21 protein-coding genes are annotated in these 25,907 nt (G+C 55.3%); 9 read left to right on the top strand and 12 right to left on the bottom strand.

The window, feature by feature from the left end; translation table 11 throughout:
- Positions 1-14: 14 nt before the first annotated feature.
- Together JO972_RS16045 and JO972_RS16050 are read left to right on the top strand one after the other, a co-directional pair.
- Entirely contained in the window at positions 15-749 is a 735-nt protein-coding gene (locus tag JO972_RS16045; protein ID WP_309491102.1) for a DUF2071 domain-containing protein, read from the top strand.
- Positions 746-1,399 (top strand): hypothetical protein, encoded by a 654-nt coding sequence (locus JO972_RS16050; RefSeq protein ID WP_309491103.1) that lies wholly within the window; start codon positions 746-748, stop codon positions 1,397-1,399. Before JO972_RS16045 ends, JO972_RS16050 begins: the two co-directional genes overlap by 4 nt.
- Here JO972_RS16050 and JO972_RS16055 read toward each other — a convergent pair whose 3' ends face one another.
- The 12 genes from JO972_RS16055 to JO972_RS16110 form a co-directional block, all read right to left on the bottom strand.
- Positions 1,400-2,887 carry a DUF1501 domain-containing protein gene (locus JO972_RS16055; protein ID WP_309491104.1) on the bottom strand — a complete coding sequence of 496 codons (1,488 nt, stop codon included), beginning with the start codon at positions 2,885-2,887 and terminating at the stop codon, positions 1,400-1,402.
- Between the two features lie 3 nt (positions 2,888-2,890).
- The gene (locus tag JO972_RS16060; protein WP_309491105.1) at positions 2,891-5,809 is read right to left on the bottom strand and encodes a PSD1 and planctomycete cytochrome C domain-containing protein; all 2,919 of its coding nucleotides are present in this window, start codon (positions 5,807-5,809) and stop codon (positions 2,891-2,893) included.
- 149 nt (positions 5,810-5,958) lie between these two features.
- Entirely contained in the window at positions 5,959-10,071 is a 4,113-nt protein-coding gene (locus JO972_RS16065) for a PVC-type heme-binding CxxCH protein (RefSeq protein ID WP_309491106.1), read from the bottom strand.
- Between the two features lie 56 nt (positions 10,072-10,127).
- Complete coding sequence (locus JO972_RS16070) at positions 10,128-10,955, bottom strand: SDR family oxidoreductase (RefSeq protein WP_309491107.1); 828 nt, start codon at positions 10,953-10,955, stop codon at positions 10,128-10,130.
- A gap of 21 nt (positions 10,956-10,976) precedes the next feature.
- Positions 10,977-11,666 carry a ribulose-phosphate 3-epimerase gene (locus JO972_RS16075; RefSeq protein WP_309491108.1) on the bottom strand — a complete coding sequence of 230 codons (690 nt, stop codon included), beginning with the start codon at positions 11,664-11,666 and terminating at the stop codon, positions 10,977-10,979.
- Between the two features lie 60 nt (positions 11,667-11,726).
- A complete protein-coding gene (gene lsrF, locus JO972_RS16080) occupies positions 11,727-12,605 on the bottom strand; it encodes a 3-hydroxy-5-phosphonooxypentane-2,4-dione thiolase (RefSeq protein WP_309491109.1) in 879 nt (292 codons plus the stop codon).
- 63 nt (positions 12,606-12,668) lie between these two features.
- A complete protein-coding gene (locus JO972_RS16085; protein ID WP_309491110.1) occupies positions 12,669-13,886 on the bottom strand; it encodes a Tm-1-like ATP-binding domain-containing protein in 1,218 nt (405 codons plus the stop codon).
- A gap of 28 nt (positions 13,887-13,914) precedes the next feature.
- Positions 13,915-14,775: a phosphoenolpyruvate hydrolase family protein gene (locus JO972_RS16090; protein WP_309491111.1), complete on the bottom strand. Its 861-nt coding sequence runs from the start codon at positions 14,773-14,775 to the stop codon at positions 13,915-13,917.
- 106 nt (positions 14,776-14,881) lie between these two features.
- Positions 14,882-15,616: an AraC family transcriptional regulator gene (locus JO972_RS16095; RefSeq protein ID WP_309491112.1), complete on the bottom strand. Its 735-nt coding sequence runs from the start codon at positions 15,614-15,616 to the stop codon at positions 14,882-14,884.
- Between the two features lie 39 nt (positions 15,617-15,655).
- Positions 15,656-16,432 carry an alpha/beta fold hydrolase gene (locus JO972_RS16100; protein WP_309491113.1) on the bottom strand — a complete coding sequence of 259 codons (777 nt, stop codon included), beginning with the start codon at positions 16,430-16,432 and terminating at the stop codon, positions 15,656-15,658.
- A gap of 19 nt (positions 16,433-16,451) precedes the next feature.
- Positions 16,452-17,120, bottom strand: coding sequence for a PAQR family membrane homeostasis protein TrhA (gene trhA, locus JO972_RS16105; RefSeq protein ID WP_309491114.1), 669 nt, complete (start codon positions 17,118-17,120; stop codon positions 16,452-16,454).
- Between the two features lie 13 nt (positions 17,121-17,133).
- Positions 17,134-17,631: a Fur family transcriptional regulator gene (locus JO972_RS16110; protein ID WP_309491115.1), complete on the bottom strand. Its 498-nt coding sequence runs from the start codon at positions 17,629-17,631 to the stop codon at positions 17,134-17,136.
- An 88-nt stretch (positions 17,632-17,719) separates the two neighbouring features.
- Here JO972_RS16110 and JO972_RS16115 point away from each other — a divergent pair, with 88 nt between their 5' ends.
- The 7 genes from JO972_RS16115 (at position 17,720) to groL (ending at position 25,610) form a co-directional block, all read left to right on the top strand.
- On the top strand, positions 17,720-18,205 hold the full coding sequence (locus tag JO972_RS16115) for a hypothetical protein (protein WP_309491116.1): 486 nt from the start codon (positions 17,720-17,722) through the stop codon (positions 18,203-18,205).
- A gap of 86 nt (positions 18,206-18,291) precedes the next feature.
- Positions 18,292-18,819: an STAS domain-containing protein gene (locus tag JO972_RS16120; RefSeq protein ID WP_309491117.1), complete on the top strand. Its 528-nt coding sequence runs from the start codon at positions 18,292-18,294 to the stop codon at positions 18,817-18,819.
- A 72-nt stretch (positions 18,820-18,891) separates the two neighbouring features.
- Complete coding sequence (locus JO972_RS16125) at positions 18,892-20,340, top strand: GAF domain-containing SpoIIE family protein phosphatase (protein WP_309491118.1); 1,449 nt, start codon at positions 18,892-18,894, stop codon at positions 20,338-20,340.
- A gap of 690 nt (positions 20,341-21,030) precedes the next feature.
- A complete protein-coding gene (locus tag JO972_RS16130) occupies positions 21,031-21,183 on the top strand; it encodes a hypothetical protein (protein WP_309491119.1) in 153 nt (50 codons plus the stop codon).
- 339 nt (positions 21,184-21,522) lie between these two features.
- Entirely contained in the window at positions 21,523-23,445 is a 1,923-nt protein-coding gene (gene dnaK / locus JO972_RS16135) for a molecular chaperone DnaK (RefSeq protein WP_309491120.1), read from the top strand.
- A gap of 144 nt (positions 23,446-23,589) precedes the next feature.
- Entirely contained in the window at positions 23,590-23,880 is a 291-nt protein-coding gene (locus tag JO972_RS16140; protein WP_309491121.1) for a co-chaperone GroES, read from the top strand.
- A gap of 68 nt (positions 23,881-23,948) precedes the next feature.
- Complete coding sequence (groL, locus tag JO972_RS16145) at positions 23,949-25,610, top strand: chaperonin GroEL (RefSeq protein ID WP_343221608.1); 1,662 nt, start codon at positions 23,949-23,951, stop codon at positions 25,608-25,610.
- The last annotated feature ends 297 nt before the right edge of the window (positions 25,611-25,907 follow it).

The raw sequence follows: 25,907 nt of genomic DNA on the forward strand, positions 1-25,907 counted from the left end.
GAGGCTGACGGCAGATGAAAATCCCGACCATTCAAGGCGTTATCCGCCGACGTATCTTGCTGAACTACCGTGTCGATCCCGCGGTGCTCGCTGCTGTGCTGCCCGGAAATTTCCGAGCTCAATGCGTCGGTGATTACGCCATCGCGGGGATCTGTCTGATTCGGCTGGAGCAAATCCGGCCAAAGGGCATGCCGGCAATGGTGGGTATCGCCAGCGAGAACTCGGCGCACCGGATCGGGGTGGAGTGGTCGCGGGGCGGGGAGACTCAGCGAGGCGTCTTTGTGCCGAGACGCGACACCGACTCCCAACTCAATGCGCTGGCTGGTGGCCGGGTCTTTCCCGGTGTGCACCACCTGTCGAAGTTCGAAGTGGAAGATCATGATGGCCGCATCCGGATGACGGTGCAGGCAGATGATTACGCAAGTCCCTTGGTTGATTTTTGTGCCCTGGAAACAGAGACCTTTCCAGTCGATTCCGTCTTCGATGATTTGGCCGCCTCGTCCGCATTTTTCGAACAAGGCTGCATAGGATACTCGTCCTGCCCGGGCACGAAGCGACTTGATGGTTTGCTGTTGAAAACGGAGCGCTGGAAGGTGTCGCCTCTGGAGGTGGAATCGGTTAGTTCGACCTACTTCGACGATCGGTCAATTTTCCCCGAGGGAAGTATTGCCTTCGATCACGCTTTATTGATGCGCGACATTCCGCACACATGGCATTCGGAACCTGAAATGGAAGCCGTGGAAGCATGATGCTGTTTAAATTCTATAGCCTTATCTTTGTCACAGGTTTATACCTCGGGCTGATTCTGTTCGCCTTTTATGCTTACCGCGCGTGGCAGCGCAAAGATCTGAAGCGGGCCGGTCTGCTGCTCGCCTTGCTGGTCGCTCAGCTCTACATCATGGGTGGGCCTTTGCGTGTTTTGCCGGGGTCGGGCATCCTTCACGAGCGGAGCCAAATGAAGTCGCTCACCGGTCACGCTTTTCGCCTGAACCCAACAGGGAAGGCTGTGCATACGGAGCGCAGTTTTCTTGGTGACGGCACCTCGATGGAAATGTTTGTGCTGCCTGAACATGTCGCGGTGGCATGGCAAGACCCGGCGCAGCACCTAAGGAGCGAATTCCCACAACGAGGCCGCTACCGCAGCGACTGGCAGGTGGAGCGATGGAAAGCAACGCCGCCGCGAGTGGAGGAACAGGCATTTGTTCAGTTTGCAGAACACGCCTGCCAGAGCGATAGTAACCGGGCGTTGTTCATGTCGCTGCTGCAAGAGGAGGGTAACTACTACAGCTACTTCTACGATATGCACGGATCCGGCCCGAACGCCAATGTCGGGAACATCGATTTCTTCATTCTCTCGCCGAGCCGCAGGTTGATGGTCATCATCAACGTGAATACCTAATCAGGCGAGGAACCCTTTGATTACATGGGCTTTTTTCACCCCTGTGAGTTTCTGGTTGAGACCTTGGAAGGGAACGGAGAGGCGATTGTGATCGTAGCCCATCATGTGCAGCAAGGTGGCGTGGAAGTCTCTCACATGCACCGGATCCTTGGTCACGTTGTAACCTAACTGATCGGTCTCGCCGTAAGAGAATCCTTTTTTCACCCCGGCGCCTGCCATCCAAATGGAGAAGGCATTGGGGTTGTGATCCCGACCGGCCAAGGTGGCTTCACCTCCACCGCGGTTTTCCTGCATGGGAGTCCTGCCGAACTCGCCGCCCCAGACGACCAAAGTGTCTTCTAACAGTCCACGCTGTTTCAGGTCGGTCAGCAAGGCGGACACCGGTTTGTCGGTTTGCTGGCACTTCGAGCGGAAACCGTAGTTCAGCGCCTCGTTTTTATTTGAGCCGTGGGAGTCCCAACCCCAATCGTAGAGTTGGACAAAGCGGACGTCGTTCTCGATCAATTTGCGTGCCAGCAGGCAGTTGTTAGCAAACGATTCCTTCCCTGGCTCCGTGCCATACATCTCGTGAATATGTTTCGGCTCGTCCTTGATATTCATCACCTCCGGCACTGATGTTTGCATGCGGAAGGCCATTTCGTATTGCGCGATGCGGGTCAAGGTTTCCGGATCGCCCACCTGATCGTAGTGCTGCTGGTTGATCTGATTCAGGCTGTCCAAGGTCCGCCGACGAACCTCGCGACTCACCCCCGCCGGGTTCTGGGTGTTGAGGATGGGAGAGCCGGTCGAGCGGCATTGCACCCCTTGATAAACGGATGGCAAAAAGCCGGAGCCCCATAGTGATTTACCCACGCGTGGCAAGCGTCCACCGGACAGCAGCACCATGAAGCCGGGCAGGTTATTGTTCGCCGAGCCGAGCCCCCAACTGACCCATGAGCCAAGCGACGGGTAACCGAGGTTTTGGTTTCCGGTTTGGATCATCAACTGCGCCGGGCCGTGGTTGAACTGGTCCGTCTTCATGCTGTGGATGAAACAGAGATCGTCCACGTGTTTGGCCAAGTGCGGCATGCGATCGGATACGTAGGCACCGGAATCTCCGTATTGTTTGAACGGGTAGACGGGGCCTAACAATTTTGGCGTCCCCTGGATGAAGGCGAAACGCTGGCCCTCGAGATACTCCTGGGGGCAGTCCTTGCCATCGTATTTTTCCAGCTCCGGTTTGTAGTGAAACAGCTCCAGCTGGCTGGGCGCTCCGATCATGTGAATGTAGATCACGCGTTTCACCTTCGGGGCAAAACTCGGAGCGATGGGTGTCAGCGGTGCATTCGGATTATGGTTTAACTTCAGCGGACCACCACCGGCTGCCATTGCCTTTTGTCCCTGCATGGCGAGCCACATGGAACCGAGACCGGTGGCGCAGTCGCGTAGGAAGTGGCGGCGTGTGGCGAGCTGAAGTTTCTCGGCTTGCAGTTGTTGAAAAATGTCCATGGTTTATTTGGTGATCGCGGCGTCCAGGTTAAGCAAAAGGGAGGCTAGCACGGTGAAGGCGGCGCCATCGGGTGTGCCGGCCATGCCTTTCATTTCTGCCGGGGTTTGACGATAGTTGGATTCAAGGTCTTGGTAGGTTTGAACGAGGAGTTCGAGTGTTTTGGTGTCTGGCCGATGCGAGGTAGCGAGTCGGTATCCCAGGGCAATTTTATCTTCCAGCGTGCCTTGGGTATCGTATTTCATCCTCCGTGCCAGCCCCTGGGCAAACTCGGCAAATGCGGCGTCGTTGAGGGTGGTGAGGGCGGCCACAGGTGTGTTGCTGATGAGGCGGCGCTTCGAACAAATTTCACGCGTCGGGGTATCGAACGAGAGCAGCGCCGGGTAGGGGATGCTTCGTTTCCAGTAGGTGTAGAGCGCACGGCGGTAGCGTTGGGGGTCGCCCACCTTCGGTGTGCTCCATTTGTCACCACCTTGGAAAGGTTGCCAAACGCCCGGAGGAATCGGTGGGTAAGTGGGATGACCGTAGAGGCTGTCACTCAGCAGGCCGGAGACGGCCAGACCCATGTCGCGCACCGCTTCGGCACGGATGCGGCGGCGGGGGGCGTAGGAAAGCCAGACGTTGTCCGGATCCTTGGCTCGTTTGGCGGCATCGGCGGTGGCGGTTTGCTGATAGGTCGCGGACATGACAATTTCACGAAGCAGCGCCTTGCGGCTCCACTTGAACTCGGTCTGAAAACGCACTGCGAGGTCATCTAACAATTGAGGGTGGGTAGGGGCCATGCCGGACGATCCGAAGTCTTCCAAGGTCTCCACGATGCCGCGACCAAACAGTTGCTGCCAATAGCGGTTCACCTCCACCCTGGCGGTGAGTGGGTTCTGCTTGGACACCAGCCAGCGCGCCATATCGAGTCGATCCGCTTGATCTCCGCGCACCTTCATGGAGGGGAGGGCCGCGGGGGTATCCGCTGCGGTGATTTCTTTACCAAACTCCAGCCAGTTGCCCCGTTCGAAGAGGTGCGACTTCCGAGCCAGCTGGGCATCACGGCGGGCCATGACGGGAATGGAGGGACCTTTGATGCCGAGGTAGCCGGAGCGGGAGGTGAGGAACTGTTGCTTGTCTTCGACTCCGCGGTCGCGCCAAGCGTCCCAGGAAGGCTCGGCGGAGTAGCTGACTTGGAATCGATGAGGCACCAGCACAAAGGCGGAATTGTAAAAAACGCGGTGGCGGGTGTGCAGCGTCACCTCGCTACCGGCTTCTAACATCACCGGCTCAGCTGGCACCAAGACGGCCCAACGAGAGTGGAACATCTTGGTGTAGGGACCCCAGCCAGAGCTATTCTTGGCATTGAGGGAGTGCTCCGGATACAGCGAGGACTCGGTGCTGTCCGGAATGATGTGACGGAAGGGAATGCTGCGCTGCTCGCCATTGGCGCTGGTGACACGCAGCTCGGCATAGCTCAGGACGGAGCCATTTTCCGGCTGCGAGACCGCGACCTCGGGGTCCTTCGGGAGGAAGGTGAGTTTGATGGCGTCCAGACGTTTCGTCTGCGGTTTCCAGTGCAGGTTGAACTCGGTGTTCCTGGCGACATTGCCTACGGTGCGCACCTCGCTGCTGGTCTCGCCTTGGACGACTTGGCTACGGGTCGGTGAAGACGTCACTGAGGCCGACCGCACTGGCTGCCAGGTGGCGGTGGAAATTTGTTGCCGACCGTGGTCATAATACGTTGCCTCGGAACGGGCAAATGCAGCCTGTAATTGTTCGGCACGCGGGTAATCATCGACGGCCCGGGGGACACGGAGAGTCGGTGCGTGGTGGGCCTGATCGGCATCCTGGTCGTTGTTGAAAAAGGCGAGGAATTTGTAGTATTCGTCGTGTTCGAAGGTGTCGTAGGGGTGGCTGTGACATTGCACGCAAGCGAAGGTTTGTCCCTGCCAGACTTCCCAGGTGGTATTGACCCGATCCATCACCGCTGCGACCCGGAACTCCTCGTCGTCGGTGCCACCCTCGGCGTTCGATTGGGTAAGGCGGTTGAACACGGTGGCAATTCGATCGTCATAGCTTGGTTCTTCCAACAAGTCTCCAGCCAGCTGTTTGATGGTGAATGCATCGTAGGGCATATCGGAATTATACGCGCGGATCAGCCAATCACGGTAAGGCCAGACATCGCGTTTGCGATCGGCGCCTAGGCCTTCGCTATCGGCGTAGCGAGCAAGATCCATCCATACGGAAGTCCAGCGTTCGCCGTAGGCGGGCGATGCCAGCAGGCGTTCGACTTCGGTGTGCCATGCGGCCTCCGGGTTTTCCGCATTGGCTTTTTCAAAGGCATCGAGCTCGTCCAGCGTGGGCGGCAGGCCGGTGAGATCGAAGGACAAGCGGCGCAAGAGTTCGGCCGAGCCGGCACGCGGCGATGGTGTCAAGCCGCGCTGTTCCATCTGAGCCAGTATGAAGGCATCAATCCGGTTCCGACCCCAGTCGAGCTGGTTCTGCGGCAGCTCCGGCTGCCGGGGGGGCTCGAAACCCCAGTGCACCTGCCACTCGGCGCCTTGTCGGATCCATGTCCGGATCAAGTCCACTTGCTCCTCGCTGAGACGGGGGCCATGTTTCGGCTGAGGCATCAGCTCGTCCGGATCCTCGGTGGTGATCCTGCGCATGAGCTCAGATTGTTCCGGGTGGCCGGGCACGATGGTGGGTTTCCCGGACTTCCCTTTGCCGAGTGCCAGCTGGCGATAGATCAGGGAAAGATCACCCGCCATCTTCACGCCACCGTGGCAGGCGGTGCAGTGCTGGTTGAAAATCGGCCTGATTTCATCGTTGAAGCTGACTTGGCGTTCGTCGGCCAAGGTCACCATGCACTGCGCCCCGAAGATAGCGGCGACGAGTGAAATGTGATGTTTTGTGGAGGTGGTGAAGAGGCTCAGCATGGTGGGTTCATTCAGACTAATACAGACGTAGACCACCGCCAGCTATCTTTCAGGCATCGGTGGGTGCATTTTCGTTTCCGAGCCACAAAAAAAGCCCCCTCTGCCGGATCGGGCAGAGGGGGCTTGAGAATGATCGCTTCAGCGAAGGCTTATTGATGCGGATGCTGTTTCAGCAGATCGGCTGGGTTCAGTAGGTCGGGCTGACCTTTGAGCTCGGCACGCACCTTCTTCACTTGCTCGGGCGATACCGAGCTCGCTTTGTTGCCAAAGCTGTTACGCACGAAGGTGAGCACGGCGGCCATTTCCTTATCGTTGAGCAGACCCTCGAATGGCGTCATCGAGCCGTTGTAGTCTTTACCCAGCACCTTGATCGGTCCGGTGAGGCCTTTCAGGGAGAGCTTAATCAGACGCTCCGGATCCTGGGTGGCCCACTTGGTTTTGGCGATTGGTGGGAAATTGGCAGCGGGAAGCCCTTTGCCGTCGTTTTGGTGACAGGTGGCACAGTGTGCTTCACGGTGGTAGATTTCGTGTCCAGCCTTGAACAGAGCCTTGTCTGCCTTGCTCAAATACTTGGGTATTTTCACCTTTGGCTCACGAGGACCACCGTCTTGACCTTTGGCCACTTTGAGAGCGTCCTTCATCCATGAATCCACATCGCTTTGTTCGGCGACTGCGAGGATTTCATTTTTGGCAGAGCTATCATCGAGCCATGAGGCGGCGGCGATGGCTTCCAGACGGACGCGACCATGTTCATCACCAGCGGCTGTTTTCAGCAGTTTAGCTTGATTGCTGACCAAGTGACCGTTGTAGCGCAGGGCACGGACAGCAGCGGCGCGAACTTTGTAGTTCTTCGATTGCAGCAACTGGTTCAGGAGATCCTGATCGATGGCATCGTGGCCCCAGGTGACCCAGAGGGCTTCCAGCAGGTGGTGCTCGTAGTTGGCATCTGACTTATCCAGACCAGCGGTCCACTTCTTAATCGCAGCAAGGACTTCCTTGGTGTCACGACCACGAAGTTCGCGGCGGGTGCGGTAGCGGGTGCGATCTTCGTAGACCTTCAGGTTTTCCAGAAGTTCGTCGATGGATGCTCCGTCGATCTTAGCGGGTTTCACCAGATCACGTGATGGATAAGTGATGCGGTAAATGCGGCCGTGCACGTGGTCGCGATGCGGATCACGGGCGTTGTGCTGCATGTGACCGATCAGGACGTTGGACCAGTCGATGACATAGAGTGAACCATCAGGGGCGAACTCGAGGTCGACAGGGCGGAAGTTACCTTCCTCCGATTTCAGCATGTCATGGCGGAACTTGGTCTTGTAACCGGTGCCGTCGTCAGTCAGCTCGTGCTGCTTGATGCCGAGGAATCCGATGTTGTTGTTGATCAGCAGATCTCCCTGAACTTCATCGGGGAAATGGCGGCTGGAAACGATCTCGATGCCTGAGGTAGGACGCACGCTGTTTGAGCTAATCAGGTCACGTGAGGCGTTCATGCCTTTTCCGTAGGTGGACTTGATGGTGCCGGGCATCATCCAGTTCACGCGGGTGCCTGATGTGTGCAGGAAGAAGTTCTGTCCCCACTTATCGAAGGTGATACCCCATGGGTTGGGAATATTCAGCTGAGCGGTGCGCTCGAGGTGGCGACGCTTCGGATTGTAACGGAAGAATCCTCCGTTGGTTCCACGGTGGGTGCCGTAGACGGTTTCGACATTGGAGTGAAGGAAGACCCCTTCGCCCATGTAGATAGCACCGGATGGATCGGCGCAGAATGCGGAGATCGCGTGGTGGGTATCGTGATCGTCAAAGCCGCTGGCGAGGTAAGTCTTCTTATCCGCCTTGCCGTCTTTGTCGGTGTCCTGAAGCAGGATCAAGGAGTCGGCCTGGGAAACGTAGACGCCTTCAGGTGCCAGTTCGAATCCGATGCTGAGGTGCAGCTTGTCATAGAAAACCGTTTGCTTGTCGGCTTTGCCGTCGTTGTCGGTGTCTTCAAAGATGAGCAGCTTGTCCTGGGGACGTGGGTCACCGGGTTTCCAGTGTGGATAGGAAGGCATGCAAGCTACCCAGAGGCGGCCTTTGCCATCGAATGACATTTGTACTGGGTTCGCCAGGTCAGGGAACTGTTTCTCATCGGCGAAGAGCTCGATTTTGTAACCTTCGGGAACCTTGAGCTTCTTGAGAGTTTCCTTACCAGTGAGATACTCAGTGTTACCGTTTTTCTTGGACGGCTTGTAGTTGGTGGGGACTTCAGGAAGTTTGTGCGTTTTGGCATCGGCCTTGGTGAGGTCTGATTTCTCACCTTTCAGTGCACGCCAGACGGCCCAATCGCGAAGCTCAGCCATTTCGGCAAGTTTCTTCAGTTCGTCCGGGTAGTTCTGAGGACCGTAAGGTTTGTAACGACGACCGTAAACGTGGACACCGTTAGGAATCTTGTAAAGGTTGTGCCAGACCCAGTTCTTCTCAGCCACGGCAGCGTGCACGAGTTTTTCGTGGGTGCGGTCGGCTGATTTCTTACCGTAGAGGTCGTCGGCAAGACGGCCGGCAAGCCACTTGTAACCTTTGTCATTGAGCAGCGCACCATCGATGGTGAGTGGCTCCTTGGCAGAATCGAAAACCGCCTTGGATGGGGAGAAGGCATCGACGAAGAGCACACCCTTGTCTGCGCAAACTTCTTTCATCGCCTTGGTGTAGAGAGCCAAGTTCTCGTTCTGGGTGTCACCCTTGGGAGTGTGGTGGGTAGCAGAGAGATCTTGCACGGCGGTGGGGGAGACGATCGCCAGTTGCGGCGCGCTCTTGCCATCGTATTGCTGCTTCAGCGTGTGATCGATGAAGGCGGCGAGCTCTTTCTTGTAGCGATCCACATCAGCGGCGCCACCGAAGGAAGAGTTGTAGCCAAAGAATGCGATGATGGTGTCCGGCTTGAGGCGGTTCAACCATTGATCGGGAGTTTCGTAGTGGCCTTTGCTGCCGGTTTTGTTCTGCAGCTCTTTGGGAACGAGGTCTTTGGCACCGGGGAAGGCGTATTGACCGTCGTAGTCGCGACCTGGCTGTGGGCGGAATCCGGGGGTGTTACCCTCGTCCGCGATGTTGCGAATGGTGAGTTTTTTACCGGGAAAACGCAGTTGCAGCTCAGTTTCGAAATGGCTGTGTTTCACCATGCGTGAGGCCATTCCTGCGCCGAGGATCACAATGTTGCCATTTTGCTTGGCTTCCAGAGTGCCTGCCTGACCGGTGACACCGGCAGCGCCCTTGACTCCCGCGGCGGCATCACCGGGGATGAAGAAGGCTGGCTTTTTGCCCTTTTTGAATTTCTTGAATCCGTAGAAGGTTGGCTGGTAGCCGGCAGGGACATCGACCACGGCCTTGGCGGGAACTTCGAGTTCGAGGCCCCAGTAGCACGCGTTGACAACCAAGCGACGAAGGTTGGCATCATCCAAGTCGCTGGCAGCGCCCATGGTGGTGTTGAAAATGCGATTGGTTTTCCCTTCTTCGTTTTTGTGAAGCTTGGTCCAAGCGACGGGCTGGATGGGATCGTTTTTCTTGCCTTCGACGGCTTCGGAGTTTGGCTCAAGAGTCTTGGTCACCACACCGCGCAGCAGCACGTTCACTTCCTTTGGAGGACGTGCAGTGTAAACGTCCGACTCGGCAAAAATCGTGCCGACGCCGTTGAGGATGGCGTGATCTTTGTTGGCCTCTTCCACGATGGTGCGAGTGCCCTCGACCTTGTGTTTGCCGTGGTGAGCGATCCAGGTCATGCCGAACAGCTGCTGTCCGAAGCCACCTTTCCAGCCGGTGTCTTCCTTGGCATTGAAAGAATACTTTGCCCACTTGCTGTTTTTGCCGAACTTGAACCCGTGGTTTGAGGTGCGCAGGGTGACAAATGGCACGCCACGTTTGTAAGCCGCATCAAACTTCTCCATGGCATCATCACCCCAGCCACGGAAGCGGATGGAGGTCACGATCAGGTCCGCAGAGTCGAGCGACTCGGGGTGCGACAAGCTTTTCTGGTTATTGGGGTCTACGTTGCCCTTGTCGTCCAAGGAGAAAAGCACACTGCATTTGAAGCCGTGATGCTTGGAGAGAAGCTGGCCGAGCATGGGCATGGCTTCCTCGGAGCGATACTCCTCGTCACCTGCGATCAGCACGATGTGTTTCCCTTTGCCGGGGCCTTCACCGCCCTCGAAGACGAGGTGGTCGGCAGGTTGAGCCGCATACAGTGACGATGCCGTTAGCGTCGCAGCGGTGAATAAAGTGATGACTGGTTTCATAATATGGTAAACTTAGATGCGTTTTGGGGATTCTAATTCTTTCAATCGTGACGCGATTAGATGACGCGATCGTTACCACCGTCGATTGGGATCTGAGCACCGGTGGTGGCTTTGAACGCAGGCCCGGCGACCGTGCTGACCATCAGGGCGATATCAGTGGATTTGATTTCGGTGCGCAGCAGGTTTTTGGTTTTGTATTCCTGCACGGTCATGCCGTAGCGATCGGCGGACTTTTTCAGAGCTTCTTCGGTCCAGATTTCGGTATCGAAGACAGCATCCGGGTGCAGGGTGTTGACGCGCACTCCGAAGGGAGCGAGCTCAAGAGCAGCCACACGAGCCAGCTGGGTAACACCGGCTTTGGTCACCGAGTAAGCGGCGGCGCCAGGCCCGGGTGCGCTGAAGTTCCGCGAGCCGATGATGATGATGGAGGCATCGATCCCTTCCTTGAGATAGGGGATGGAGAAACGCAGAAAGCGCTGGGTCGCGGTGAGGTTGATCTTCATGTGCAGATCCCAGCTGTCACCGAGGACATCGATGTATTCACCGGATTTGAAAATTCCGGCGTTGGCGACCACGATATCGAGTCCACCGTGATCGGCGACCACTTGGTCGACCGCGGCTTCCAAGGCAGCGTCATCGGTGATGTCGCAGACCACGCCGCTGAGGCCTTCGCCTTGCAGGTTTTCGGTGATGGCGGGGTTGATGTCCATGCCGACGACGATGGCGCCGTCTGCGTGAAGTTTCTCAGCCGTGGCTCGGCCAATGCCGCCACAGGCACCGGTCACGATGGCCACTTTACCGGCGTGAGGTTTCAGGGGATCGGACTGATCGGCGGAGAAGCTGGCTTTGCGAGCTTTGGCTTTTTCTAGAAGTTCTTGAGACATAATTTGAAATGAGGGTGGGGGTTACTGGTTGTTGATGGAAGCGGTCATCGCTTGGATGTTGGCTGATGGATCGACACCGTCGAAAATGGCGGAGCCGGTGACGATGAGGTCGGACTGCATTGCGGCGAGCTCGCCGACGTTGTCCTTCTTCACCGCACCATCGATCGCAAGCACAAGTTCAGGTTTGGCATCGCGCAGTTGGCTGATGCGATCGGCCACGACATCGAAGTATGTTTGTTTACCAGTGTCAGGTCCGATGGAAAGGAGGAAAACCACATCGCAGAGGTCGAGGTAAGGCAGCAGCTCCTCGATGGGTGTGGTGGGGTAAATGCCGGCACTGGCCAGGCAGCCCGCTTCGCGGATGCTGGTGAGGGTGGCGGCGACATCATCGCATTGTTCAATCTGCACGGTGATGATGTCTGCTCCGGCAGCGGCGAAATCGGCCACGTGCTTCTCAGGATGGGAGGTCAGCAGGTGGACGTCTTTCAGGAGGTCGGTTTTCAGTCCGGCGAGGAAGCCGGATCCGACGGAAATCTTGGGCCACACAGTGCCGTCCATGACATCGAGATGGAGTAGCTGAATGCCCTCGCTCTCAAGGATCTGAATATCGTTGGCTTGGTGCATCATGTCACCGGTCAGGGTGCCAATGCTAAGCTGGGGAGCTCCGCTGGTGACGGACTTCAGGCGGTCGAGTTTGTCGCTGTGTGGCATAATCTTGAAAAAAAGTGAATCCGGCCGATCGCAGGGATCGGCCGGATTGCTGATTGTTTGTTAGGCTTCGTTCTTCACGGTGTTGAAGACGTCGAATGCCTCGGCTGGAGTGGCGTTGTTGTGCACCACTTCCTTCACGGCTTTCATCATCGCGAGGGGAGCCTCGGACTGGAAGACGTTGCGGCCCATGTCGACACCTGCGGCGCCGCACTGGATCGCTTTGTGGCAGAGCTCGAGAGCTTCGAGCTCAGGAAGCTTCTTACCACCGGCGATGACCACAGGAACGGGGCAGGCTGCCACGACGTTCTCGAAGCCTTCGGTGTAGTATGTTTTCACGATGGAAGCACCGTTCTCAGCGCAAACGCGGGAAGCGAGGCCGAAGTAACGTGAGTCACGAGCCATGTCTTTACCCACGGCGGTCACACCCATGACGGGGATGCCGTATTTGTTTCCGATATCGACCAGCTTGCTGAAGTTGGCGATGGTGGATGCCTCGGTGTCGGCATCACCGATGGCGAGCATAGCGGCCATGGCGGATACGTTCATGCTGATGGCTTCCGCTTCGGAAATGAGCACGTTGTGGTTCATTTCGGTGAGGATGGTGGTGCCGGTATCTGTGCGCAGACAGATTGGCTTGGTGTTTTCCGCAGGGATGGAGGTGCGGATCATGCCGCGGCAACCCATCAAGCAGTCAGCTTCCTCGGCGAGAGGAGCGATGTTGAGGTCGATGCGCTCAAGACCGGAAGTGGGTCCCATGAGGAAACCGTGGTCGAAAGCAAGCATCACGGTGCGTCCGGACTTGCGGTTGAAGATGCGAGACATGCGGTTTTTTACGCCCCAGGAAGCACTGTTCATGCCTTTGAGGTAAAACTTGCTGGTGTCTGCGGGTGTGTTGAGACCGAAGTTGTCTCCGTCTCTGATGTCGTCTAAGTCAGCCATAGTATTGGTATTGGGTTAGTTGTGGTGGTTAGGGTTGTGTTTTCTAGGAAAGAAAGGGTGTTGTTAGGCCTCGATCATGCTGATCAGCTTGGCCACTGCGGTCTCGACAAATTTCGGATCTTCCGCGGTGAGCTCAAGTGCTTCCACTTCCACTTGTGATGGAAGTTCCTTCTGGAGCGCGTCCCAGTAGGCGGCGTCGAGGTCGGTGTTGTAAAGCTCACCACCTTCGGCCGAGTAGCTCGACACACCTTTGAGGGGCATGAGGAAGGCGGTGTTCTTTTGGGAGTATTGCAGGCGCTCGCCGATGCAGGCGGCGACTCTGGCTTGTTCCTCGGCATTGAGGCGGGGAACAAAGACATAGGGGGTGTGCCAGGTGATCTGGTGGTCTTCGTAGCCGGCAGGAACCTGGCTGGGTTTGTCGACCAAGATCCCGAGGTGCTCGGACCCGCCGGGGCAGATGACCTGCGGCAGTCCCAGCTTACCGGCGACCGTGAGGCGGTCTGGTCCGCTGGAGCGCAGGGCTCCGAATACTCCGTCGGCAATTTCACCCATGGCGTAATCGAAGACGGCGGTGATGATGCCTTCGCGCATCATCTGCTCCATGGCTTCGCCACCGGCACCAATGGCATGGAAGGTGATCACCTCGTAGCCTGCGTCTTCGAACAGCTTGATGGCATGCATCGCGCCCTTGGTGAGCACGCCGAGATTGGACATGCCGATCACGCCTTTGGCTTCGGACTTGGTGATGCTGCGCTCCACCTGTGCCATGCCCCAAGCGGCTGCGGCGGCATTGGCAAGGATCTTGCGGGAGAAAACGTTCAGTCCGAGGATGTCGGATACCGCGAACATCATGGTGATGTCCTTGATGCCGACAAAGGGGCCGACGTCGCCGGAGGCGGCGGTGGACAGCATCACCTTCGGGAAGCCGTAGGGCAGGGCCTGAAGGATGGGCGCGCAGGCGGATGTGCCCTGGGTGCCGCCGAGGGTGACAATGCCATCGATTTTACCATCTTCCTGCAGTCCGGTGATGACCTTGGTGGCACCGGCGAGGATGAATGGGCTGGCTTTTTCGCGGCTGGGGTTTTCCAACAGCTCGGCCAGATTGCCACCACCGGTGCTGACGATTTCCTCTTTGGAAATGTCAGCCTGAATCGAAGAATCACCAACCAGACCGATATCGATCAGTAGGGCTTTGCCGCCGAGGCGTTCGATTTCCTGACGCATGAAGTCAGCTTCATCGGCCTTGGTGTCGAGGGTGGCGAGGATGGCGATTGTTTTCATAAGGTGGGTGGCTGGTGAGAGGGGGTGATTATTTGGAAAAGCGCAGATCGGCGAAGTCTTTGGCTGCTTTGGAAACAGCCTGCTCCACAGGCAGACGCTCAGTGGACGAACCGGTCCAGAAGCCGTGTCCAGTGGTGTTATCGAGGATATACTGGGCGTCGGCTGGTTTTTCCAGAGCCGCACCGTGGGCGACGAGAATGACGTCCGGGTGCACCTCGCGGCACTTGGCGTAGGCTTCCTCAGTGACGGCTGCTGTTTCGTCCAGAGTCATGCCGCCGGAGTAACCTTTGAGGCCACCCTGGGTCGTTCCGGCGTGGAAGCAGAAGATGTGTGGCTTGGCTTCGCCGCAGATGCGAACGGAGTCTTCCAGAGTGAAACCGAGACCGACGGAAACCATGTCCATTTCCTCACGGGCGTATTTCAGCATTTCGATTTCATTGTCGAGGGTGATGCCCGCGGAGCTCATCACTTTGAAGATTTCGGAGTCCTTATCGACGTATGAGATGGACGGTCCGATGTTGGAGACCGAGTTGACACCCATGTCCTTGCACTGCTGGAGCACCATGTGCATGTCTTTCAGTGGGTCGTTGGCGTTGAGGCAGGCGCAGACGAATGCTTTACCGTCGAGTGCCGGCATGATGTCTTCGCGGGTGTAGTCGAGCGTCTGCTTGTTGGAGTCGAGGATGGGCCACATCATGGACATGGTGCCCATGCCGTTGGCGCGCAGGCGGGCTCCGGAGAAGGTGTTGATGCAGTCGGTGCCAGCCGCTTCCTGAAGCTTGGCGACCAGGCCGCTACCCGCTGAGGAGATCATGATAGGCTCGCGAGCGTCGACTTTGCGCTTGAGGTTCGCCAGGATTTGTTCGGTGGAAATGCGTTTTGTAATCATAATGATGAAATAGGTTAATGCCTAGTGTTGCGTCTATTTCTAGGTCAGATGGCTTGGGTTGTCATGAAAAATCAGTGCAAAATTATGTATAAAATGGTCAGGTGGCCTATTGGGCTTTGAAGCGCGACCGATACGATGACGGTGGTTCTTTCATGATTCGGGTGAACTCTCGCGAGAAGTGGCTTTGATCAGAAAAGCCGCAGGCGTAGCTGATTTCGGCGAAGCTTTGAGTCGTTTGCACGATCTTGTGGCAGGCTTCCTGCACCTTGAGGTGGCGGATGTATTCCTTGGGGGACATGCCAAAGCAGGCTCTGAATTTGCGCTGAAACGAGCTCAGCGAGAGGTTGGCTTCACCGGCTAGTTTAGTGATGGCGATGTTCTCTCTGAACGACTCATGCATCAGCTTGAGGGCATCGCCCAACTCGTCGTGCTGCTGCAGAGCGGCGTTGCTTTGACTGAATGGTCGGGTGACACCGATGATCCCGCACATTTCACCCTTGGTGTTGTGCAGCGGCTTTTTGTTGGTCGCCGACCAGTCGACAAATCCGTTGCCCGTGGGTACGAGCTCGATCCGGTTGAGAATCGATTGCTCGGTCTCCAGAATCTTCAAATCGTCCTCTCGGATAGAGTTGACGATGTGCTCAGGCATAAAGTCATCGTCTTTCTTGCCAAGGATCTCGGTGCCGTCATCGACACCGAAGATATTGAGCAGACGCTTGTTGAAGGCGACATACCTGAGCTCGAGATCTTTGACGAAAAAGGTGAAGCCCGAAAGATCGTCAAAAATCGTCGAGAGGTGATCACTAATGTGATTGTCTTGAAAATATTGGTCGTTCTGCACGCCTTGAAAAAAGCAGAGGACCTCGCCGATGGAAAGCGTTTATCCTGCCAGGAATTTCGCCACCATGGCATTCAGCGCCAGAGCGTAGCCTTGGCCATCGTGATAGCGCGGTGGCAGCTCGCCGGTTTGCACATCGGGGAGATGCGCGCTAATCACATCGGCCGTGGATTGCGGGTGCAGTTCGTCGCGACTGGTGGTCAGCACCAGGGCACGATTGCCAATTTGCGAGAGCTGTTCCGGATCGGAAAATGGAGCGTCCTGCCACATTTTATAGAGCACGGCGGTGGATGCCGGGGTGAGGGGGTGCTGGAACAGGGCGCCAATGGAGTTGGCCACCGGTTTGTTCTGCGCATCGAGCTCTTGGAAATCCGGGTCGGCCAGGAGTTTTTCACGGGCGAACTCGACACCACCTTCTTCGATCCACTGACCGACATAAGCGACCAGTTTCAGATGCTCCGGCTGCTTCTCGTTCAGCCACGACGGACGCAGCAGGATGATTTTTTTGACTCGCTCAGGATATCGTAATGCCAGGTTGAGCGTGATGCCGGAACCCATGGAAAGACCTCCGATGTTCGATGACTCAATCCCCAGATGATCCATCAGCTCGACCACCAGATCGGCGAAACGATCGAAGTTCAGCTCGCTGGGATCGAAATCCTGACTGTCGCCGTGGCCGGGCATATCCGGGGCGATGACGAAGTTGTTTTCGAGATGGGGGAAAGCTGAAGTCGTCTGCACGCTGCCAGCGCCGAGGCCGTGCAGAAAGATCAGCGGGGTGTCGTTTTGATTACCTGTGGTTTGGTAGGAAAGAAGCATGAAGCTGAGACAATATCGATTAGCGAAGGATGTAAAGAATGACCATCAAGGCATGACAAATACTCCCTGAGAGCACAAAGAGGTGCCAGATCGCGTGGTTGAATCGCAGCTTGTTCCAGACGAAGAAGATTACTCCCAGTGAGTAAAATAACCCACCGGCGACGAGTAAAACGATGCCAGGTGTGGGCAGTGCTTTCAGCAGGGGGCCGAAGGCGAAGACTGCGAGCCAGCCCATGATGAGATAAAGCGCCGTCGAGAGCCAGTGCTCCCGATTGTTTTTCATGAAGGCTTTCACCATAACACCGGCGATGGCCATGAACCAGACGATGCCAAACAGGCTCCATCCCCAAGCACCACGTAGCGTCACCAGGGTGATTGGCGTATAGGAACCGGCGATGAGCAGGTAGATCGCGGCGTGATCCACGACCTGGAAAAACGATTTGCTCCGCGGTGAAACCATCGTGTGGTAGAGCGTCGATGACAGATAGAGCAGCACCAGCGTGGATCCAAAAATGGCACCCCCGGTGATCTTCCAGGGGTCGTCACCGGATACGACGATCATGATCACCAAGGCGGCGACACTTAATAAAAAACCAAGACCATGGGTGATGGTGCTGGCAAGCTCTTCAGGGCCACTTTCACAGAGCTCTGAACGGATTTTTTCAGGGATCGAACTTAGGTCTGTCATGATGCTGGGTCAGCTAGCGTTTCTTCGGCAGACGCTTTCCTTGAACTCGGGCTGAGATCAAGTTCTCGCATCGGCCGTTCAGACGTAACTTCTCGCAACAGGCTTCAATTTTCAATGATTGTTTTTCCGGACGGAAGCCTAGGCGTCGAGCCGCGCAGTCGTTCATCAGCTGAATGTGGGCGTCTTCGAATTCCACCACCTTGCCACAGTCAATGCATACCAAGTGATTGTGGGCGGGGCTTTCCACGAAGTTGGGGTCATACGTTTTCTGATCGTCGCCTAAATCGATCTCATGCAGCAGCCCAGCCTCCACCAGAAGGGAGATCGTGCGATACACGGTGGCACGTGAAGAACTCGATTGGGTGTTCTTCACACGGTCCCATAACTCGTCCGCGGTGAAGTGCTCGTCGTTGGCGAAAATCGCTTCAACAATCGCGTTGCGCTGAGGGGTGTTTCGCAGTCCCTTGCTTTGAATAAATTCTTGCAAGCGATTTTCGATCGTGGCGTCCATGAAGGATATCCTAGACAAAGCTGTCCCATGTGGCGAATTGGAAATTTCGATATTGGATTTTTTCTCCAGCTGGGCTTGGATAGCTCTCGTGCACCATTCATTTCCTGCCTTCCTCACGTCAGCGCTATTGGGCCTCGCATGTTCCGTCTCATTGGTCTCCTGCGGGAGCAGTGAGAAACCGCCACTCGCTGTTCGCCAACTCCATCTCGATAGTGAAAAGGTCGTTGACGATAACGCTGAGATGGTCCGGGGCGAGCAGCTTTACCGCCTGCAAGGTGCTGTCACCACCGAAGAGCGGATGAGCCGGCTTGGCCATTATTACACCGTGTATTGGAATGACCTTGGCTCCGATGTGCGCGACGCCAAAGTGGTGTTTGATTACCAACAGGCGACAAGTGCCTCGAAAACAATTACCCGCAGTGTCACCATTCCCGATGGTCAGAGCAGCGGGTCTGTTGAGTTCAAAATCATCGGCGAGGCGTATCAACAGGGTGGCCGAGTGCTCGCCTGGAGAGCTCGCTTGATTCGCGGCGGCAAGGTGGTCGCAGTTAAACGATCGTATCTCTGGCGTTGAAAAATATCCTCTCTGAATGATTGACCTCGGCTAGCCCAGAGCGTAGGTTTGGAACTGTCGCCCTAATAAAAAATTCTCTGAATAGAGTGAGTGCAGAAAACCCAATTTCAGCTAGTCGCGAAAGCGAATTCTCGTGGATCCGCTGCGAAGGAAAAGGATCATTTTTAAACAGTCCCACACTCAAGCAGTGGGCTGAAAATGAGATTAATTCCGGAGCTACCACCGTGGTCGTGGATCTCGCTGCCTGCACAGGTATGGACTCCACGTTCATGGGCACCTTGGCAGGGCTCGCGATGCGTCTGATGAAGATCCCGGACGCTCACTTGCAAATCGCGGAACCTGGCGACCGCAACCAGCAGTCGCTCGAAGATCTCGGACTGGATGTGCTGATGCAAATCAACCCGAAGGAGGCCGTCTGGGAAGACCGCATTCCGGAGATCAGAGCCAATCTTACTCCATGCGGCGATGAAGGTTCTCCCCGCGACCGAGGTAGCCATGTCCTCGATGCCCATAAAAAACTGGTCGAGGCCGATGATGCGAATGCCGAAAAATTCGCCACCGTGCTCGATTTTCTAGAAGCCGAAGTGAAGGCGAAGAAAACGGGGAACAAGTAGCGCGAGTCGGCGATTTTCAGGTCTCACACAATTCTCCTCAATGATCGCAGCTCTACCGAACTTCAGTAGCCCATGACTAGTTCCGCCTACGCGATCGCTGCTGTCATTGCAGTTTTATTTGCCATTTGCCTGATCGCTCTGCGTCAAAAAGGCAGACAACTAGCCGCCACTCAGCGTGAGAAGGATGATATTCTCGGCGAGGAATTGCGCATGTTTGATTTCTTGCATCACCTCGGTGAGGTGATTGGCAAAGATATTTCCTCGCGGCAGCTTTATAAGGAAATTGTCGAGGGCTTCAGTAAGGTGCTGGGTGCCGATGGGGGAGCCCTGTATTTTCTGACCGAAGACCAGAAATACCTCACCCCTAAATACATTTCCAAAGATTGCCCGCCCCTGGTTGGTGTTCCCGTGGAGATCCGACAGCGAGCCAAGAAGGACTCGCGGGCACTGGCCAGCCATCTGCGCCTATCCAAAGTAGGTGCCGCCGAAGGTGTGCTGGGAGCTACTCTAACTGGTGGCGAGTGTTTAATGATCCCCAACGTCAAAGATCACGAGTCGTTTAAAGACTCATTTGTCAGCTACGATGAGAACGTCACCGCTTTATTAGCGCCACTGCAATATAGTGGCAGAGATATTGGCGTGGTAGCGATCGTTAGGAGACACAGTTCGAGCGCAAGCCTCTTCACCGGTAATGATTTTGAAGTGTTTCGTTCAGCCTCCGAGCAATCCGCATTCGCCCTCGGCAATGCCATGATCCACCGTGAGTTGGTGGAGAAACGCAAGCTCGACGATGAAATTCGCACGGCAAGAGAGGTGCAGAACGTTTTGCTTCCTTCCGAGGAACCTATCATTCCTGGCTATCGAGTCAGTGGAAGTAATACCCCGGCACGCATGATTAGCGGCGATTATTTCGATTACATTGAACTCGATGAAAACCAGACCGGTGTCGTCATTGCCGATGTGACTGGAAAGGGGGTTCCTGCAGGGTTGCTGATGGCGATGTGCCGCAGCGTCCTTCGCCTAACAGCTAAGACATCTGCGTCACCCTCTGAAGCATTGGTGCAGGTGAATCGCAATTTGTTCCCGGATGTTAGAGAGGACATGTTTGTCAGTCTTGCTTACGTAGTGCTCGAGCATGGCTCTGGAAATCTTAAACTCGCCAGAGCCGGTCACGACCCTCCGATGATGTTCCGTAGCGACACCGGCACGATTGAAAACATCAAGCCGCCGGGGCTTGCAATCGGTATTGATGAAGGCGAGGTCTTTGAGCGTGTTACCAAGGATTTGGAATTGGAAATGGCCTCCGGTGATTGCTTGCTATTCTATACCGATGGCGTCTGCGAAGCAGAAAACAGAAGTGAAGGGGAGTTTGGTAAAGAACGACTTAAGGATGTTTTCCTCAAATCTGCCCCGTTAGGTTCGGAGGCGGTGGTTGAATCCGTGCGTCGCGCGGTCGCCGATTTCTCCGGTGACATCCCTCAGATGGATGACATCACGATGATCGCCATTGAGAAACGATGAGCCTCATAGGAAGGATGAGCAGATTAATATAGATTTTCTTATTTTACCGCTTGCAAGCACCCAGATGCCTTATAGAATAAAGCCTGTCAGCGTTTGAGCAAAATGTTGGAACGCTGTATAACTCGTCTGATCTCAGCCATTTTGGTAGGTCGGACACACACCCTAGTAAACTAGATACAAATATGAAACTCGTTAAAATCATCGCAATCGCCGCCGCTGCATGCGGAGTCATGGTCAGCGCTTCTTGCTGCTCAAAGCCAGCTCCTGAAACTCCACCAGTTGTCGTTCCTCCAGTTAAGTAACTTCGATTGTTTCTAACATCTTTTCAGTAAGTGCCAAGCATCACGCCTGACACACCCACTGAAACTAACCAAAACCATAATACTAAATATGAAAATTGCACTTATTCTTGCTGCTGCTGTTGGCGTCGCCGTCAGCGCTTCCTGTGGATCCAAGCCTGAGCCTACCGTTGCTCCTGCTCCTGTGATGACACAGCCAATGAAGTAATTCATTGAGGCTATTTGATAGCCTTGAAAATAGTTCAAGGGCGGACATTGTTAGCAGTTCTGTTAGCATGTTCGCCCTTTTCTTATGCCTTTTTTCTTGCCTAGATTTTGGATTCTGGCAAAACCAATCACGATCATTTGATCAACGTAGAATAACACCACGATCCACATTAATACATATACTATGAAAGCACTTCGTATCTTTATCATGTTGTCCACCGTTGCCGGTGCTGCTGTTCTCTCTTCCTGCGGTTGCTGCACCGGTGAAGAGCGTCCACCTGAACTTCGTCCTCTGCCACAATTCAATGACGTCCCAGTCGTTGAATACGCCAAGTAATTCTGCGAGGACTTACCTCAAACTTTTTCCAAAGAGCCGTCGTTCATTCGACGGCTCTTTTTGTGTGCACGGCATGTGCTTTCTGGTGACTTGTCCTATCGTGAATCAAAGTGTCGCACTGTGTCAGAATGACTCGGACAAGTTGGGCGATATGGGTCATCTTGACGCGATTCGTAGTGTGGTTGGATAGGGGCGATTTTCGCTAATTCCTAGATAAATAGCAGGTTATAGACCGGTTCGTTGCGGTGGCATAGTGCGTGCATAAGAAATGTCAGTTGAAAGATCTCAGCTCCCATTTCAAAGCAAAACCGCAACTCCAAACGAAAGGACCCAACTAACATGGCTAAAATACTAGGAATCGACCTCGGAACTACCAACTCCTGCATGGCAGTGATGGATGGTAGTGAAGCAACAGTTCTCGAAAACTCCGAGGGCGCACGCACCACACCCTCCATCGTAGCATTCACCAAGTCCGGTGAACGCCTCGTTGGCCAAGCCGCCAAGCGCCAGGCGGTCACCAACCCCAAGAATACCATCTTCTCCGCGAAACGTTACATCGGCCGCAAATACAGCGAGCTCTCCGATGCCGACAAAAACGTCCCTTACGAAATCGTTGAGGCCGACAACGGCGATGCCCACATTCAAGTGGAAGTCGGAGGTGAAAAGAAAACTTACTCTCCTCAGGAAATCGCAGCCATGGTGCTCGGCAAACTGAAGTCCGATGCTGAGACCAAGCTCGGCGAGACCATCACCGAGGCTGTGATCACGGTGCCTGCTTATTTCAACGATTCCCAACGGTCCGCCACCAAGGCAGCCGGTGAGATCGCTGGATTGAAAGTGCGCCGCATCATCAACGAACCTACTGCCGCAGCTCTTGCCTACGGTATTGATAAAAAATCCGAAGAGAAAGTCGCCGTGTATGACCTCGGTGGCGGAACCTTCGATATCTCCGTTCTCGACATCGACGACGGCGTCTTCGAAGTGCTTGCAACAGACGGCGACACCCAGCTGGGTGGTGACGACTGGGACAACACTCTGATCGACTGGATTGTCAACGAGTTCAAAGATGCCGAAGGCATGGACCTGAGCAAGCAACCTGACGCGCTGCAGCGGATTAAAGAAGAGGCAGAAAAAGCCAAGATCGCCCTGTCATCATCGCAGAGCTACGACATGAGCCTGCCATTCATCACCATGGACCAGACTGGTCCTAAGCACATCCAACAGACACTGACACGTGCCAAGCTCGAGCAACTCACCGATCACCTCTTTGAGCGCACCAAGAAGCCCGTTCTAGACTGCTTGAAGGAAGCCGGTGTTTCTGCCAGCGAAGTTGACGAGCTCGTTCTCGTCGGTGGTATGACCCGCATGCCCAAGGTGGTGGAAACTGCTGAAGCTCTTGCCGGCAAGAAGCCTAACCAAGGCGTGAACCCGGATGAAGTGGTCGCCATCGGCGCCGGCATCCAGGGCGGAGTCCTGCAAGGCGATGTCTCAGACGTTCTGCTGCTCGACGTGGCTCCTCTGACTCTGTCCATCGAGACAGCCGGTCAGATCGCCACCCCCATGATCGAGCGCAACACCACCATCCCTGCGAAGAAGTCTCAGACCTTCTCCACCGCTGCGGATAACCAGCCAGGTGTGGACATCCGCATCTGTCAAGGTGAGCGCAAGATGTTTGCCGATAACAAGATCCTCGGTAACTTCCACCTCGGTGATATCGAGCCCGCTCCACGTGGCACACCTCAGATCGAAGTGACCTTCGACATCGATGCCAACGGTATCCTGCACGTGTCCGCCAAGGACAAGAACACTGGCAAGGAAAACAAAATCTCCATCGAGGGCTCCAGTGGTCTTTCTGATGAGGAAATCGAAAAAGCCAAGCGCGATGCGGAAGAGCACGCCGAGGAGGACAAGAAACGCGCCGAAGCCGTTGAAACCAAAAACAACGCAGAGAACCTGGTGAACCAAGTTGAAAAACAACTCGGCGAACTCGGTGAGCAGCTTCCCGCTGAAATCAAGTCCGGCATCGAAGCCAAAGTGGAAGCCGTCAAAGAGGCTCTCAAGGCTGACGACCTCGATACCATCAAGTCCGCTACCAGCGAGCTCGAAGCATCCCTGCAAGAGCTGGCACAAGCTGCCCAGGCCGCTCAAGGCGCCGCCGGAGCAGGTGCACCTGCCCCTGAAGCCGACGCCGGTGAAGAGAAACCTTCCGAGCCCAAGCAAGCCAAGGGCAAGGTCGTGGACGCCGAAGTCGTCGATGACTAAACCATCTCAACAGGTTCCATCAAACATCGCTGTCTGATGGAGCCTGTTTTCATTCATCCTATTGAGACTGAACCATTCCGTTAATTCTGTCTAAACAACAGACCTAACAACACAACCAAAACCAAAAAACAAAAACAAACCATTATGTCTAACATTACACCCATCGGACAGCGCGTTCTCGTGAAACGTCTCGAAGCCGAAGAAGTAACAGCTGGAGGAATCGTCCTTCCAGACTCCGCCAAAGAAAAGCCTCAAGAAGCTGAGGTCGTTTCCCTCGGAACTGGTGGCAAAGACGATGATGGAAAAACCATCGAGTTTGCCGTCAAAGTGGGCGACAAAGTGCTCATCTCCAAATACGGTGGCACCGAAGTGAAAGTGAACGGCGAGGACATGCTGATCCTTTCCGAGTCCGACATTCTCGGCATCGTTGGCTAACTAGAACCGCGCACTCATCAGAACGCGCATCTCATTTATTTTCAATATAACAATTACCAATAACTACCATTATGGCTAAACAATTACAATTCGACGAATCAGCCCGCCAAGCACTCCTGCGCGGTGTGGAAAAACTCGCTCGCGCCGTCAAGGCAACTCTCGGACCTGCAGGCCGTAACGTCATCCTCGACAAGAAATTCGGTTCCCCAACAATCACCAAGGACGGTGTCTCTGTTGCCAAGGAAATCGAACTTGAAGATGCTTACGAAAACATGGGCGCCCAGCTCATCCGTGAGGTTTCCTCCAAGACATCTGACATCGCCGGTGACGGAACCACCACCGCGACTGTGCTCGCTGAAGCCATCTACAAAGAAGGCCTCCGCAACGTCACCGCTGGTGCTAACCCAATCTCACTGCAACGCGGCATCATGAAGGCCACCGAGGCCATCGTCGCTCAGCTGAAGGAAATCTCCAAGGAGGTCTCCGACACGTCCGAGATCGCTCAGGTCGCTACCGTGTCTGCTAACTGGGACAAGGAAATCGGCGGTATCATCGCTGAAGCCATGGACAAAGTCGGCAAAGACGGCACCATCACCGTGGAAGAAGCCAAAGGCATCGAAACCAACCTCGACGTGGTCGAAGGTATGCAGTTCGACAAAGGCTACCTCAGCCCTTACTTCGTCACCGATTCCGAGTCCATGGAAGCTTCACTCGATGATGCTCTCATCCTCATCAACGAGAAGAAAATCAGCTCCCTTAAGGACCTGCTTCCACTTCTGGAAAAAGCAGCCAAAACTGGCAAGCCACTCCTCATCATTGCCGAGGACGTCGACGGCGAAGCTCTCGCTGCTCTCGTGGTGAACAAACTCCGCGGCACTCTCAACGTGGCTGCTGTCAAAGCTCCTGGCTTTGGCGATCGCCGCAAGGCCATGCTTGAAGACCTCGCCATCCTCACCGGTGGTAAAGTCATCACCGAAGACCTCGGTATCAAGCTTGAGAACGTCGAGCTCGAAGACCTCGGCACCGCCAAGCGTGTCACCATCACTAAGGACGCCACCACAATCGTTGAAGGTGAGGGAACCAGCGACGCCATCACTGGCCGCGTGAACCAAATCCGTCGTCAAATCGAAGACACCACATCCGACTACGATCGCGAGAAGCTCCAAGAGCGTCTTGCCAAGCTCGCCGGTGGTGTGGCTGTCATCAACGTCGGTGCTGCCACCGAGACTGAGATGAAAGAGAAGAAGGCGCGCGTTGAAGATGCTCTGCACGCTACTCGCGCTGCTGTCGAAGAAGGTATCGTCCCCGGTGGTGGAACCGCTCTGCTCCGTGCTCTCGCAGCTTGTGAGAAGAACGGCTGCTGCGATGTTGCTAGCAACGAAGACGAGAAAACCGGCATGGGTATCGTTGCCAAGGCCGTGGAAGCTCCACTTCGCCAGCTGGCTACCAACGCAGGTCGCGAAGGCGCACTGATCGTTGAAAACGTCAAAACCAACGACGAAGGTCACGGTTACAACGTTGCCACCGACACTTACGAAGACCTCATCGGTTCCGGTGTGGTTGACCCAACAAAGGTCACTCGCTCAGCACTGCAAAACGCAGCCTCCATTTCCGGACTCCTGCTCACCACCGAGTGTCTCATCACTGACATTCCTGAGAAGGAAGAAGCCGCTGCCGGTGGTCACGACCACGGCATGGGCGGAATGGGTGGCATGGGCGGCATGATGTAACCAGCCATGACCTGCCCACCCGCCATCGCGTCATGTGAAAACAGGGTTCAGGTCATGATCTAGTTACGGCATTAGCCCCAACTCAAAACCCCGGTTGCTCAAATGCAGCCGGGGTTTTTTATGTCTCGGCAAAAACATCAATGGGTGAGGTGTTTGATGACTTTCTAAGATTCACGAAACAAACGCCCGAAGTCCGACATAGTCAGTTTATCAGTTTATCAGTTTATCAGTTTATCAGTTTATCAGTTTATCAGTTTATCAGTTTATCAGTTTATCAGTTTATCAGTTTATCAGTTT

Origin of the sequence: Oceaniferula flava, assembly GCF_016811075.1 — a bacterium.
Classification (GTDB): Bacteria; Verrucomicrobiota; Verrucomicrobiia; order Verrucomicrobiales; family Akkermansiaceae; genus Oceaniferula; species Oceaniferula flava.

What these genes read in the sequence shown, in the direction of transcription:
- JO972_RS16045 (WP_309491102.1), top strand. Translation starts at nt 15, where the DNA reads ATGAAAATCCCGACCATTCAAGGCGTTATCCGCCGACGTATCTTGCTG.
- JO972_RS16050 (WP_309491103.1), top strand. Translation starts at nt 746, where the DNA reads ATGATGCTGTTTAAATTCTATAGCCTTATCTTTGTCACAGGTTTATAC.
- JO972_RS16055 (WP_309491104.1), bottom strand. Translation starts at nt 2,887, where the DNA reads ATGGACATTTTTCAACAACTGCAAGCCGAGAAACTTCAGCTCGCCACA.
- JO972_RS16060 (WP_309491105.1), bottom strand. Translation starts at nt 5,809, where the DNA reads ATGCTGAGCCTCTTCACCACCTCCACAAAACATCACATTTCACTCGTC.
- JO972_RS16065 (WP_309491106.1), bottom strand. Translation starts at nt 10,071, where the DNA reads ATGAAACCAGTCATCACTTTATTCACCGCTGCGACGCTAACGGCATCG.
- JO972_RS16070 (WP_309491107.1), bottom strand. Translation starts at nt 10,955, where the DNA reads ATGTCTCAAGAACTTCTAGAAAAAGCCAAAGCTCGCAAAGCCAGCTTC.
- JO972_RS16075 (WP_309491108.1), bottom strand. Translation starts at nt 11,666, where the DNA reads ATGCCACACAGCGACAAACTCGACCGCCTGAAGTCCGTCACCAGCGGA.
- lsrF (WP_309491109.1), bottom strand. Translation starts at nt 12,605, where the DNA reads ATGGCTGACTTAGACGACATCAGAGACGGAGACAACTTCGGTCTCAAC.
- JO972_RS16085 (WP_309491110.1), bottom strand. Translation starts at nt 13,886, where the DNA reads ATGAAAACAATCGCCATCCTCGCCACCCTCGACACCAAGGCCGATGAA.
- JO972_RS16090 (WP_309491111.1), bottom strand. Translation starts at nt 14,775, where the DNA reads ATGATTACAAAACGCATTTCCACCGAACAAATCCTGGCGAACCTCAAG.
- JO972_RS16100 (WP_309491113.1), bottom strand. Translation starts at nt 16,432, where the DNA reads ATGCTTCTTTCCTACCAAACCACAGGTAATCAAAACGACACCCCGCTG.
- trhA (WP_309491114.1), bottom strand. Translation starts at nt 17,120, where the DNA reads ATGACAGACCTAAGTTCGATCCCTGAAAAAATCCGTTCAGAGCTCTGT.
- JO972_RS16110 (WP_309491115.1), bottom strand. Translation starts at nt 17,631, where the DNA reads ATGGACGCCACGATCGAAAATCGCTTGCAAGAATTTATTCAAAGCAAG.
- JO972_RS16125 (WP_309491118.1), top strand. Translation starts at nt 18,892, where the DNA reads ATGACTAGTTCCGCCTACGCGATCGCTGCTGTCATTGCAGTTTTATTT.
- JO972_RS16130 (WP_309491119.1), top strand. Translation starts at nt 21,031, where the DNA reads ATGAAAGCACTTCGTATCTTTATCATGTTGTCCACCGTTGCCGGTGCT.
- dnaK (WP_309491120.1), top strand. Translation starts at nt 21,523, where the DNA reads ATGGCTAAAATACTAGGAATCGACCTCGGAACTACCAACTCCTGCATG.
- JO972_RS16140 (WP_309491121.1), top strand. Translation starts at nt 23,590, where the DNA reads ATGTCTAACATTACACCCATCGGACAGCGCGTTCTCGTGAAACGTCTC.